Source organism: Saccharicrinis sp. GN24d3 (assembly GCF_052400645.1).
Taxonomy (GTDB): Bacteria; Bacteroidota; Bacteroidia; order Bacteroidales; family Marinilabiliaceae; genus Saccharicrinis.
In genome coordinates this window covers 13123-26533 of record NZ_JBQTGI010000018.1, presented here as the reverse complement: position 1 = coordinate 26533, position 13411 = coordinate 13123, and the positions used below count along the sequence as shown (strand labels likewise).

Annotated in this window: 11 protein-coding genes and 1 tRNA gene; 10 read left to right on the top strand and 2 right to left on the bottom strand. The window is 39.4% G+C overall.

Features of this window, described 5'->3' with window-relative positions:
• Nucleotides 1-792, top strand: a complete 792-nt coding sequence (locus ACT29I_RS19290; protein WP_430932931.1) for a hypothetical protein — start codon at nt 1-3, stop codon at nt 790-792.
• The gene (locus ACT29I_RS19285; RefSeq protein ID WP_430932932.1) at nt 789-2807 is read left to right on the top strand and encodes a hypothetical protein; all 2019 of its coding nucleotides are present in this window, start codon (nt 789-791) and stop codon (nt 2805-2807) included. Before ACT29I_RS19290 ends, ACT29I_RS19285 begins: the two co-directional genes overlap by 4 nt.
• A 77-nt stretch (nt 2808-2884) precedes the next feature.
• On the opposite strand, the gene recQ is transcribed toward ACT29I_RS19285, so the two are convergent.
• On the bottom strand, nt 2885-5065 hold the full coding sequence (gene recQ, locus ACT29I_RS19280; RefSeq protein WP_430932933.1) for a DNA helicase RecQ: 2181 nt from the start codon (nt 5063-5065) through the stop codon (nt 2885-2887).
• A 321-nt stretch (nt 5066-5386) separates the two neighbouring features.
• Here recQ and tatC point away from each other — a divergent pair, with 321 nt between their 5' ends.
• The 7 genes from tatC to ACT29I_RS19245 all read left to right on the top strand — a co-directional run bounded on the left by tatC (nt 5387) and on the right by ACT29I_RS19245 (nt 11933).
• On the top strand, nt 5387-6208 hold the full coding sequence (tatC, locus tag ACT29I_RS19275) for a twin-arginine translocase subunit TatC (RefSeq protein WP_430932934.1): 822 nt from the start codon (nt 5387-5389) through the stop codon (nt 6206-6208).
• Nucleotides 6209-6227: 19 nt separating this feature from the next.
• On the top strand, nt 6228-6989 hold the full coding sequence (gene lptB / locus ACT29I_RS19270) for an LPS export ABC transporter ATP-binding protein (protein WP_430932935.1): 762 nt from the start codon (nt 6228-6230) through the stop codon (nt 6987-6989).
• Between the two features lie 95 nt (nt 6990-7084).
• Nucleotides 7085-7169 (top strand) — tRNA-Leu (locus ACT29I_RS19265).
• 139 nt (nt 7170-7308) lie between these two features.
• The gene (gene tig / locus ACT29I_RS19260) at nt 7309-8670 is read left to right on the top strand and encodes a trigger factor (RefSeq protein WP_444794177.1); all 1362 of its coding nucleotides are present in this window, start codon (nt 7309-7311) and stop codon (nt 8668-8670) included.
• Nucleotides 8671-8852: 182 nt separating this feature from the next.
• Nucleotides 8853-9530, top strand: a complete 678-nt coding sequence (gene clpP / locus ACT29I_RS19255) for an ATP-dependent Clp endopeptidase proteolytic subunit ClpP (protein ID WP_430932937.1) — start codon at nt 8853-8855, stop codon at nt 9528-9530.
• An 84-nt stretch (nt 9531-9614) separates the two neighbouring features.
• Nucleotides 9615-10829, top strand: coding sequence for an ATP-dependent Clp protease ATP-binding subunit ClpX (clpX, locus tag ACT29I_RS19250; RefSeq protein ID WP_444794176.1), 1215 nt, complete (start codon nt 9615-9617; stop codon nt 10827-10829).
• Between the two features lie 393 nt (nt 10830-11222).
• Nucleotides 11223-11933 carry a Crp/Fnr family transcriptional regulator gene (locus tag ACT29I_RS19245; protein ID WP_430932939.1) on the top strand — a complete coding sequence of 237 codons (711 nt, stop codon included), beginning with the start codon at nt 11223-11225 and terminating at the stop codon, nt 11931-11933.
• Nucleotides 11934-11936: 3 nt separating this feature from the next.
• Here ACT29I_RS19245 and ACT29I_RS19240 read toward each other — a convergent pair whose 3' ends face one another.
• The gene (locus ACT29I_RS19240) at nt 11937-12755 is read right to left on the bottom strand and encodes an MBL fold metallo-hydrolase (protein ID WP_430932940.1); all 819 of its coding nucleotides are present in this window, start codon (nt 12753-12755) and stop codon (nt 11937-11939) included.
• A gap of 215 nt (nt 12756-12970) precedes the next feature.
• On the opposite strand from ACT29I_RS19240, the gene ACT29I_RS19235 reads away from it, so the two are divergent.
• Nucleotides 12971-13261 (top strand): hypothetical protein, encoded by a 291-nt coding sequence (locus ACT29I_RS19235; RefSeq protein ID WP_430932941.1) that lies wholly within the window; start codon nt 12971-12973, stop codon nt 13259-13261.
• Nucleotides 13262-13411: the final 150 nt, after the last annotated feature.

Below are 13411 nucleotides of genomic sequence, written 5' to 3'. Positions count from 1 at the left end.
ATGTTATTACCCATAGGAACAATGGGGCAGTCGGCTTATTTAAACTCTCCTGTATCTTTGGGAAGAGGAGGAACAGGTACAGCCAGCTTTGATAGCTGGAGCGTATTGACAAATCCCGCCGGAACCTCCAAAACAACACAAATTGCCGCCTCAGTTTCGTACTACCTCCCATATTTTGTGCATGAATTAAGCTCAAAAAATGCCCTGGTTGTGCTTCCATACCAGTTTGGCGTGTTAGCTGTGAATATCAATCAATTTGGCTATTCATTATATCAAGAGAATAACATTGGCTTATCCTATTCGCGAAGCATAACACCCACTCTGCATGCCGCCTTCCAGTTTAACTTTCAGAATACCGATGTTTCACAAAGCGGATCGGGAAGCCAACTCTTTGCCGGCGTAGGTGTGATCTACGAACCTATGGATGCCGTTCAACTAGGTTGCTTTGTTTCCAATCCCGAACGGTCCAAAATTACAGTTCAAGATATTTCTTCCCAGATCCCTTCTTTGTTTGTATTGGGTTTCAACTGGAATGCTTCGACCGATTTCGATATTTCCTGCGAATTGGAAAAACAAGACGGTTTTAAAAGTCTATTTAAACTGGGCCTGGAATATGAGATAAAGGAGATGGTTTGGATAAGGACAGGCCTCTTTGGAAAACCGCTGAATTACACCTTTGGACTGGGTTTTAACGTTTTCGATTTTCAATTGGATGCAGGAATGTCACATCACGATGTTCTTGGAATATCATCTTGTTTCGGAATTACTTATTTATTTCGGCAAAATCAATGAAGCTGCTACTCTTGACATTAACTCTCCTGATCGGCATTGCAGGAATACGGGCACAGGTGGCCGAAAATCCGGAGAAAGTGATTGACGAGCTGATGGAGTCGCTTAGTGAGAACGACATCGATTTAAACAATCAATCTCAAATTTTTGATGACCTTTTAGAGCTGTATGAAAATCCTGTCAATATAAATTTAATTGAACAGGTTGATTTGGAGAAACTCGTATTTCTGTCCGACCTACAGATTAAAGCGATTTTGGATTATATGGAAAAAATGGGGCCGCTGGACTCAAAATATCAGTTACAAGGTGCAGGTGGTCTTACCCGGACAGATATTGAACGGCTAATGATGTTTGTAACAATAGAACCTATCGAAACAAAACCACCATACAGAAAACACCTAGATGGACAATTGATTCTGCGCGACCAGTTTGATGTGGAAAAAGCCAAAGGTTACGAATCGGACTCTACCGGTTCGGGCTACTATGGCGACAGGCATCATTTGTACGCCAAACTTCAACTCCGGTATGGTAGCAACTGGTATGCTGGCATGGTGATGGACAAAGATCCCGGAGAGGAAATAACGCCTATCGACTTTGTATCCGGTTATGCGATGTTTGAGGGCGACAATCTTATAAAGACTGTGATTATCGGAGATTATCATGCCAATTTTGGACAGGGCCTTGCTTTGTGGACCGGAACAAGCATGGGTAAGACTTCGGAACCCTTGAGTATTCGGAAAAGAGGCCATGGATTCAGGAAGTATTCATCAGCTAATGAGTATGCTTATTTTAGAGGTATAGCAACTACCCTTGCCTATAAAAATGCGGAATTTTCCTTGTTTGCTTCTCTAAAGGATAGGGATGCAGATATCGGATTCCATGAAGATTCAACTTGGACCATCGTAGCTTCGATGCCCGAGACCGGTTACCATCGTACCCAAAGCGAATTAAACAAAAAGAACAAACTTGGCCAGTCCACTTATGGCGCAAATTTAGATTGTCGGTTTAAAAACCTATCTGTTTCTTTAGGGGGATTTTCTCAGACGTACGATGCCGACTCCATAGCCGTAAAAGAGCTATATCAAATTTTGGCCCACGAAAAAACGAAATCGTCGCAGTATTGGATTGCTTATAATTATGGCACTAACAATTGGCTGGCTTTTGGCGAGCTGGCTGTCGACGGCACCGGTAATCCAGCCATGATAAACGGCTTGCAGCTCAGACCGGCCAACCAAGTTTCCGTGGCACTATCGCACCGTTATTTCTCCCGCAAATATTATTCGCCTTGGGTTAACGCTTTTTCCGAAAACTCATTTCCGGCAGGCGAATCGGGTTTTTATCTGGCTATAAACACATTGCCGGTGCCTAAGTTAAAACTTGCGGGTTACGTGGATTTATTTAAAACCAACTGGTTAAAATATAGTATCGACAAACCTTCAAGCGGCTATGACATTTCTTTTCAGGCAAATTATGAGCTTAATCCACAGTTTAAAGTAAATGTGCGTTATCGCGAAAAAGAGAAGTCGCAAAACCAAACTATAGAAGATATCCCCGAGTATATTATTGCAACCACTAACATTAAGAAAGTTAGATTACACACAGACATGGTAGCCCATCAGAACTGGTTGCTGCAGATGCGCGTGGAGAAGTCTTTTTACAAGGAAGAAAACAAACGCAGCACGGAAGGAATACTTGCCTACACCGGTGTAAAATTCCTGAACAACAACCACAAACTTTCTTGTTGGTTACGTTACAGCATATTCGACACCGAAAATTACGACACACGTTTGTATGCTTACGAGAACGATCTGCTTTATAATTTTTACACACCTGCTTTTCAGGGGGAAGGATCGAGGGTGTATTTTATGGCTCAATACCAAGCGCTTAGAAATGTGAAGCTCTGGATTAAGGCAGGCAGAACCACCTATTCTGACAGAAACGAAATCAGCTCGGGATTACAAACCATCAATAGCAATACCCGAACCAATATTAGAATGCAAATACAAATAAAATTCTAGTCAATGGTAGATTTAACATTGATCTATAGTTTCTAAATACAACCCAGTGACTCCGCATTAACTTACCATAGACCAGATTAATTCCCAACTTCCGACAAAAACTTGACCCTTACCAATCGGATGTTCTCTTCGGAGTACTCATCTTCGCCCAACTCATCCAAAGCACTACCAATGTCATCCGTTTCGGCATCCTCCTTAAAATAATAGAAAATATCATCCCTGCGATCCTCGTCCATTACTTGATCGATGTAATAATCAATATTAACCCGGGTTCCGGAATAAACTATGGATTCTATTTCCGAAATCAGTTCATTCATGTCCAGCCCTCTTGACTCCGCAATATCGTTTAACGGGATCATACGGTCAATGCTTTGTATAACAGCAATCTTATTTTTCGACTTGTTGGCCACGGACTTCACCACCATATCCACCGGACGTTCTATCTCGTTCTCCTCCACATGGCTTTTAATCAGCTGCACAAATTCTTTCCCGAAACGGTTGGCTTTTCCCGAACCTACCCCGGGTATGTTCATCATCTCCTCCAAAGTAATCGGATAATGTATAGCCATAGCCTCTAACGAGGGATCCTGAAAAATCACAAAAGGAGGCAAGTTCTTCTTCTTCGAAATCTTTTTCCTTAAGTCTTTTAGCATACTAAACAATTCCGGATCGACAGCTGCCGTTCCCCCAACCGACTTTTCTTCTACATCTTCGGTATCAAAATCATGTTCCTGGGTTATCATAAACGAACGAGGATTCTCCAGATACTCTTTTCCGGCATCACTAACTTTTAAAATACCATAGTTTTCAATTTCCTTAATTAACAATCCGGCCACTAACAATTGACGGACAACAGCATTCCAGTATTTACCGTCTTTTTCCTTTCCGCTGCCAAACAATTTGTGATCGTTATGTTTGTAAGATTTAATAGCAGAATTGGCCTCCCCGGTTAAGAATGAAACCATATGATCGGCTTTAAAACGCTCTTTCAGTTCAAGTACAGTATTAAGCATGGTAACAACACTATCTTGCCCTTCGCTTTGTTCTTTAGGATTGCAACAGTTATCGCAGGTATCACAGTTATCCTCATGATACTTTTCACCAAAATAGTGGAGTAATATTTTACGCCTGCAGATAGACGATTCGGCATAGGATACTGTCTCCAAAAGAAGCTGTTTGCCAATTTCTTGTTCTGCTATTGGCTTACCTTGCATAAACTTCTCCAGCTTCTGAATGTCCTTATAACTATAAAAAGTGATACATTTTCCTTCTCCTCCATCTCTGCCGGCACGGCCTGTCTCTTGATAATAGCCTTCTAGACTTTTAGGAATATCATAATGAATCACGAGTCTAACATCGGGTTTATCGATACCCATACCAAAGGCGATGGTGGCGACAATCACATCCGTTTCTTCCATCAAAAAGGCATCTTGGTTTCCGGCCCGCCTACTTGCATCCATCCCGGCATGGTAAGCCCTGGCTTTAATTCCATTAACAACTAATGTCTCGGCCAGTTCTTCCACCTTCTTTCGGCTTAGGCAATAAATAATAGCCGATTTACCTGTATTTTCTTTTAAAATTTTTATTATCTGCTTTGTGGCATGTTTCTTTGAACGAACCTCGTAGTAAAGATTTGGACGGTTAAATGATGATTTAAACACCATAGAACCCACCATTCCTAAACTCTTTTGTATATCACTCTGTACTTTTGGGGTAGCTGTGGCAGTTAATGCAATTAAAGGCTTGCTTCCAATCTCTTCAATGATCGGCCTTATTCTCCGGTATTCCGGCCGAAAATCATGCCCCCACTCCGAAATACAGTGCGCTTCGTCCACAGCATAAAAGGAAATCTCCACCTTTTTCAGGAAATCTATATTTTCTGCTTTGGTAAGTGATTCCGGCGCCACATAAAGCAATTTTGTTTTACCGGACAGCATATCTTCTTTTACCTTGGCAATTGCTGCTTTTGTGAGCGATGAATTAAGGAAATGTGCAATTCCATCGTCCTCACTTACATTACGTATAGCATCCACCTGATTTTTCATTAAGGCAATTAAAGGAGAAATAACAATGGCAGTGCCGGGTAAGATAAGTGCCGGCAATTGATAACACAACGATTTACCTCCACCGGTTGGCATTAAAACAAATGTATCATTCCCCTTAAGAACATTTTCAATTACTTCTTCCTGGTTTCCTTTAAAGGTATCAAAACCAAAATGCCTCTTCAAGTGAACCCCAAGATCGACCTTTTTTCCCATAACAAATATCATTAACCTTTCCATACCGCTGCGAGCTAACGGCACAAAAGTTTCTTAATTCCTAACTATCACTTTAAACAAAAATACTTTTTCTTGGAGAAACTTTAGGCATTTATCCAAAAAATATGATTCGTTTAAACAAATTTTTAGCGTATTCTTTCTAGAATATATTGATTTCTTTGGTATTCAAAAGTAGAATATAAGAAAAAAACTCTTAATTTCTACTTATTGTCATTGTGAAATTACTGTGTTATCTTCGCAAAAATTTAATTCACCGCGATTTTTTTGTTTGCGCTCTAAAAACTGTTTATTCAAATACCAATGGCAGAATCTGAAAATGAAGAAATGACTTTTTTACAGCACTTGGAAGAGCTAAGGTGGCACTTGGTAAGGTCATTTGCATCGGTTTTTGTGGTGGCTATATTGGCATTTCTGTACAAAGAAATTTTGTTCGACGCCATAATATTCGGCCCCAGCAACCCCGACTTTTTTACTAATAGTATGCTGACCCATTTAGCCGATAAGTTTAATATGCCGGCGTTAAGCATTAATCAGGACGTTATTAAGTTCCAGAATATATTAATGGCCGGACAATTCACTATGCACCTTAAGGTTTCTTTTATAGCCGGTCTGGTGGTGGCCTTTCCCTACATATTTTGGGAATTCTGGCGATTTATAAAACCTGCTTTGTACCAACAAGAAATTAAACATTCGAGAGGAGCCATATTTTTTGCTTCCATCCTTTTTTCTGTGGGCATATTGTTCGCTTATTATATTATTTGTCCTTTATCCGTTCACTTTCTGGCCACCTACCATGTCAGCGACAAAGTAGAAAATATTTTAAACCTGGGATCTTATATCTCCACCATAACCTCCATTGTGTTGGCAGGGGGCTTGATATTCGAATTACCTATATTGATATATTTCTTGGCCAAAGTTGGTCTTGTTTCTGCCGAAACATTAAAAAAATATCGACGGCACTCAATTGTTGTAAGCCTTTTATTGGCAGCAATTATTACACCCCCTGATATGATTAGTCAGGTATTGGTGTGTTTTCCCTTAATATTTTTATACGAAGGCGGCATATTAATTGCGAGGAACGTTGAACGAAAAAGATTGAAAGAGGAAGAAAAACTGAGTTAAGGGGATTAAAAATAAGACTATGTCAGAAAAGAATTTGGTGCTACATACGGATAATTTGGTTAAAAGATATAAGAACAGGACTGTTGTAAAAGGTGTATCTGTAAAGGTAGAGCAAGGTGAAATTGTTGGTTTGCTGGGCCCTAATGGCGCCGGGAAAACCACCACTTTTTATATGACGGTTGGATTGGTTACTCCTAACGAAGGAAATATTTATCTTAACGATACGGTTATTACCAAGGAGCCCGTTTACAAAAGGGCACAACGAGGAATCGGTTATTTAGCACAAGAAGCATCCGTATTCCGAAAGTTGAGTATTGAGGACAACATAAAGGCCGTATTGGAAATGACCAAATTTTCAAAGGAGTACCAGAAAGAAAGGCTGGAGGAGCTGCTGAACGAATTTGGCTTAGGGCATATCCGCAAAAGCCTGGGTATTCAATTGTCGGGCGGAGAGAGAAGAAGGTGCGAGATAGCCCGTGCATTGGCCATTAACCCCAAGTTTATTTTGTTGGATGAGCCATTTGCAGGTGTAGACCCAATTGCCGTGCAAGATATCCAGGAGATTGTCGCCAAACTGAAATATAAAAACATTGGCATTTTGATTACCGACCACAATGTTCACGAAACGCTTTCCATTACCGACAGGGCTTACTTATTATTTGAAGGAAATATACTCAAAGCGGGAACCGCCGAGGAACTGGCTGAAGACCCAGAAGTACGCAGGCTTTATTTGGGTAACGACTTTGAGTTAAAACGAAGAAAGTTCGATGTAGGTAATTGATTTTTAGACTTGAAAAAAATATTTTTATTTTTTTTGCCATATTATTTGCAAATTAGATCAGAAACAGCTTATCTTTGCATCGCTAAAAAAATAACGCGGATGTGGCGTAATTGGTAGCCGCGCTAGACTTAGGATCTAGTGCCGAGAGGCGTGGGGGTTCGAGTCCCTTCATCCGCACCAATTCAGGAAATACAAAAACCGTCTCACTTACGATGTAAATCGGTAGTAGGACGGTTTTTTTAAATTAAGTAAATTGATGATGACCTAGGTTAGGTCAAACAGTAATCACACAAAAACTTCACTAATAATTGTTTAGCTGATGAACATCTCAAAAGAAAACATTGATGATTTAAATGCAGTATTAAAACTTACTGTAGAGAAAGAAGATTACGAGAGTCGCGTTGATGAGGTACTAAAAGATTATCGTAAGAAAGCCAACATGCCTGGTTTCCGTCCCGGAAAAGTTCCTTTTGGCATGATTAAAAAGATGTACGGTAAACATGTGTTGGCCGAGCAAGTTAACAAAATTGTTTCTGAAGAAATTTCGAAATATTTATTTGAGAGCAAATTGAATGTTCTGGGTGAGCCACTTCCAAGTGAAACACAAGAAACCATCGATTTTGAGACGCAAGAAAATTTCCAGTTTAATTTTGACCTTGCCCTCGCTCCTGAATTTGAAGTGAAATTGTCAAAAAGAGAAAAGCTTCCGTATTATAGCATAGAGGTTACCGATGAAATGTTAGACCAGCAGGTGAAACAAGCAACGAGTCGCTTTGGCACATCGGAAATTGTGGAGGAAGCTACTGAAGAGTCTATGATCAAAGGAGATTTTGCTCAGCTTGATCAGGATGGAAAAATATTAGAAGGAGGTATTACAGCAGAAGACTCTGTTATTTCCGCTGTTTCTATTAAAAACGAAGAAGCAAAAGCCAAGTTAATTGGTGCTAAAGCTGGCGATGTTATTGTTATCACCCCCAAAACTACTTTCGAGGATGCTACACAAACCTCCTATATGCTAAAAATTTCCGCCGAGGAAGCTGAGCAAATTGATGGTGATTTCCAGTTCACCGTGAAAGAAGTTACCAATTATATTGAGGCTGAGTTGAACCAGGAATTGTTCGACCAGGTGTTAGGTAAAGATATAGTCACTAACGAAGAAGAGTTTGTCGCTAAGATCAAGGAAGATCTTGAAAAAACCTTGAATTTCGAGAGTGAGTACAAATTCTCCATGGATGCCAAAGAAAAGCTGATGAAAAAAATAGACATCGCGTTGCCTGAGGCATTTTTGAAACGCTGGATCTTAACGATCAATCATGACAAGGAAGAAATCACTCCTGAATCACTTGAGAACGACATGCCTAAATATCTTGATGACTTAAGATGGCAGTTGATCAAGAACGAAATTCTAAAGGTGAACGAAATTAAAATCGAAGAAGCTGATGTTCTCGAAGTGGCCAAGAAATCCGCAAAAATGCAGTTTATGCAATATGGATTGTCAAACATTCCTGAAGAGCACCTGGAGAGCTACGCCAAAGATATGATGAATCAGGAAGAGCAACGAAGAAACATGTCGGAAACAGCCGCGCAGGATAAGGTTATAGCTTTCATAAAAGAGGCTGTTAAAATTGAGGATAAAACAGTTAATAGAGAAGAATTTAACCAGCTTTTTGAAAATAACTAAAAAATAAGGTCGACGGAACCACAACGCTTCTCCAAACGTTAAGCCATAGTGCTTTGTTGATCAAATAAATACAAAGCCTTAAATCGCAATATGCATTTAAGGCTTTGTTCATTTGCAATAAGACATTATTTTTTTTTAATTTAGCTCTCCAATAATATTTAAGAATAGGAAAAAATAATATCATGATAGATCCAAAAGATTTTCAAAAATATGCCACCAAACATATTGGCATTAACAGTCTTGCTTTAGACAAATACACCTCTGTTAGTAGTGGGTATATTTCACCTACCATTATTGAAGAGCGACAGTTGAACGTAGCCTCAATGGATGTATTTTCACGTTTGATGATGGATAGGATTATTTTTATGGGATTGCCTGTGGACGATACCGTAGCCAATATTATTCAGGCACAGTTGTTATATCTGGAATCGGCTGATCCCCACAAGGATATTTCCATTTATTTCAATTCTCCTGGTGGTTCTGTTTATGCCGGATTGGGTATTTACGATACCATGCAGTATATTTCCTCGGACGTAGCTACTATTTGCACAGGCATGGCGGCCTCTATGGCAGCTGTTTTATTAACCGCCGGAACAAAAGGGAAGCGGTCTGCGCTCACCCATTCACGTGTAATGATTCACCAACCCATGGGTGGAGCCCAGGGGCCTGCTTCTGACATTGAGATTACGGCCAGAGAGATACAAAAACTGAAAAAAGAATTGTATACCATTATTTCCAATCATTCCGGAAATACCTTCAAAAAGGTAGAGAAGGATTCTGATCGCGATTACTGGATGACCGCGGAAGAGGCGAAGGAATATGGAATGATCGACGAAGTGTTGACCAGGGATGTAAAGTAAAATAAAAAACTGATAACAACTATGCAGAATACCGTAAATTCAACGTATTCTGCATTGTTGTTTATATTTTTCAAAGGGTAATTTATGGATAAGTGTTCGTTTTGTGGAAGAGAGAGAAAGGATACCAACTTGCTGATTGCAGGTGTTTCGGGTCATATATGCGACAGCTGTATAGAGCAGGCTCATGGTATTTTGGAGGAAGAATTTAAGAAAAAAGGCGGTTTTAATGTGGACGAAATTACGCTACTGAAACCAACCGAAATTAAATTGTTCCTGGATCAGTATATTATCGGTCAGGATGAGGCAAAAAAATACTTGTCGGTGGCGGTGTACAATCATTACAAAAGATTACAACAGCGCAGTAGCACCGATGATATTGAGATTGAAAAATCCAACATCATCCTTGTAGGAGAAACAGGTACCGGTAAAACGCTTTTAGCCCGTACCATTGCCCGAATGCTTCATGTTCCCTTTACTATTGTTGATGCCACCGTTTTAACGGAAGCAGGTTATGTTGGCGAGGATATTGAAAGTATTCTGACCCGATTACTGCAAGCAGCAGATTATAATGTAGAAGCTGCCGAAAAGGGAATCGTATTTATTGATGAGATAGACAAGATTGCACGTAAAGGAGATAACCCGAGCATTACCCGTGATGTTTCCGGCGAAGGTGTTCAGCAAGGGCTTCTAAAACTATTGGAAGGCTCTATAGTTAATGTTCCGCCACAAGGGGGACGTAAACACCCTGAACAGAAAATGATTCCGGTGGACACCAAGAATATTTTATTTGTTTGTGGTGGTGCATTTGATGGTATCGAGCGCAAAATTGGACAGCGCCTAAATACCAAAGTGGTTGGCTACACGGCCAGTAAGGCAAAAGATCAAGTTGATCAGAAAAATTTATTGCAATATGTAGCTCCTCAGGATTTAAAATCGTTTGGTTTGATTCCTGAAATCATTGGCCGTTTGCCTGTCTTAACTTATTTAAATCCGTTGGATCGAGATATCTTAAGAAGGATACTTCATGAACCAAAAAATTCAATCATCAAACAGTACGAAAAGCTTTTTGGAATTGATGACATAACCTTGACTTTTACCGAGGACGTTTTGGATTACATTGTAGATAAAGCGGTCGAGTTTAAATTAGGTGCGCGAGGTTTGCGCTCTATTTGCGAAACCATTATGATGGACATGATGTTTGAAGCGCCTTCTAAAAACGACAAAGAATTGGTCATCACCGTTGAGTATGCCAAAGCTAAAATTGACAAGGAAAGTCTGGCCCGTTTAAAAGCAAGCTAGGCTTATTCGGATATAAACAAAGCCCCTCTGCTAAGTGCTCAGCTGAGGGGCTTTTTATTTGACCGAAAATAGCACTAACGTTTTTAACCCGCAATATGCATTAGAAAATCTATTACACATTGAAATTGTTTCAAAACAAGACACTCCGCTGCTTCACCTCAACTCACCATAACGATGCTCCCGAAAGTAATCGGGACAAGTTATGTCTCGTTTCAGCAAAGCCTTGTTTTATTGCACTTTCAATGTTCACGACGAAGTGCTAATGCATAATCCGGGTTTAAGAATAATTCTATATACATTCGCACACTATCGAACTCATGGCATGATATTAAAAGATAGATTTTCCCGAACTAAACCATGCTTCGATTGTAATTTAAGTTAAAAAGTAAGAAAATGCCCAATAACACAGATTGCAAAAACTGCTCAAATACAAGTTGTTTAATTCATAAACACGTTGGGGAACCAAGCATTGAGGCTTATTTGAAAAATAAGCATACCACGCAATGTAAGAAAGGGCAAAGCATAATAGTTGAAGGCACCCCTGTAGAAGGAATGCACTTTGTGCATACGGGCAAGGTTAAAGTTTTTAGCACAGGGATTAATGCCAGGGAACAGATATTACGTTTTGCGATTAACGGTGAGATGGTAGGTATACGCGGTTTCAGTTCCAGGCAGAGTCATGCTATTGGCGCAGTAGCCCTGGAAAATACCACTATGTGCCATTTTTCAATGGATACACTAAAGGAAATGCTGCTATCAAACCCTAATATGGCATACGATTTTATGGTATTTTATGCTGAAGAATTAAACCGAAGTGAAACCAAAGTGAGAATGTATGCCCACATGACTGTGAGGGAGAAAGTAATAGATACGATCCTGTATTTGTTTCGTAAATTCGGCAACAAGAACGGAGTAATAGACATTCAGGTTAGTACAAAAGAAATTGCTAATTTTGCCGGCACAGAAGAGGAACAGGTTATTCGTATTTTATTCTCTCTTAAAAAAGAGAAACTGATCGATAGTTACGGAAAAAAAATCGGAATCCCCGAAGTTGACTTGATGAAAAAGGAAATAGAGGATCACCATTTTTTTATACAGAGCTAAGCTTTACAGGAAGTAACTTGCTCCTGCATAAGCATATTCAATTTTTCCATCCAGTTTATTATCCATCATCGGAATATTATGCTTGCCTGAGCAGTGATTAAAAGCCGCCCTTTTAATGTCAAATTTCTCAAGTTCCTTTAAAGTCCTTTGAACTTGTCCCTCGGAAGCTCTATTTAAATGCGTTCCTCCTACCACAAATGCTATTTCTTTAATTCCAGTATGCGCAATAGCGGTACGAATCATATTTTCAACCCCGTTATGGGCACATCCCGTAAACACCACCAACTTGTTGTCCTTTACTGCCGCCAAAAACAATTCATCCTTAAAGGTATCAGGAACCAGCTTACTATCTTGCTGTGCAAATAAATAGGAGTCTGTAAACGTATGCCCTGACTGCTTAGTGATATCGGTAAAGACAATTAACCCGGGCACAACCTCTTGTGTTTTATCTACAAACATATAACGACCATTAAGCTGCTCAAATCTTTTCCTAAGAGGGAAACCAATTCTTCGGTTGTAGCCATGTGAAACACTCCATCGCTCTTCAAGCACTTCTTTTTTAAGGATAATTTTAGCGGTTTTATTAAGAATTAGAAACTCTTCTAGTCCCCCGGTATGATCGTAATGTGCATGGCTGAGTACCACGTAGTCTACTTTGGTAAGATCTTTACCCAGCAGTTTGGCATTTTGGATAAAAGCATCGCTTTTGCCCGTATCAAAAAGAATGGTTGTATCGTTCCATTCAATCAACATGGAAAGACCATGCTCGCTACGATACACCAATTCATTTTTTTCGTTATCAATGAGAATGGTTATTTCCATAGGATTATTTTATGATTCAAGTTGGTTTATTTTATAAAAGATTGAATTCTAAATCTTTAAATTTTTATAGTCTATTATCTCATGTCCAGGTTTATTTTTCTCCCCTGTTTCGAATGGTGCGAATAATAGCGAATAAATTAACAGTTTTAAAACACATCTTTATTAATTTTATAAGGTAAATTGCTTAGTAAATATATTCCTTAAATTTAACAAGTATGGAAAAAAATAGAAAAATAGTATTTTGTTTGGGGTTGCTATCACTTCTACTAATGTTGACTTCCTGTCTGCCGGGAGGTGGAAGCTACGGACCGGATGATCACGCCGGTTTTTTCTCCGGTATTTGGCATGGTTGGATTGCACCATTTTCGCTAATACTGGGTCTTTTTAATGAGTCAATTAGTGTCTATGAAACGTATAATACCGGTTGGTGGTACGATTTTGGTTTTTATATCTCCATCATTTCAGGGTTTGGGGGTATACAGTTCTTCCGAAAAAAGCGAGGTTAACATCATATCCTGCTATTTTATAGTTTAATATGTTTTTTTAAGGCACTAAAAACAAAGGTATTGACCGTTTTTTTGCATCCCTGTTTAAAATATTGTGAAATAAATAGATACAATTGTTGGGATTGTAATATTTTCCCTTACCTTTGGCGA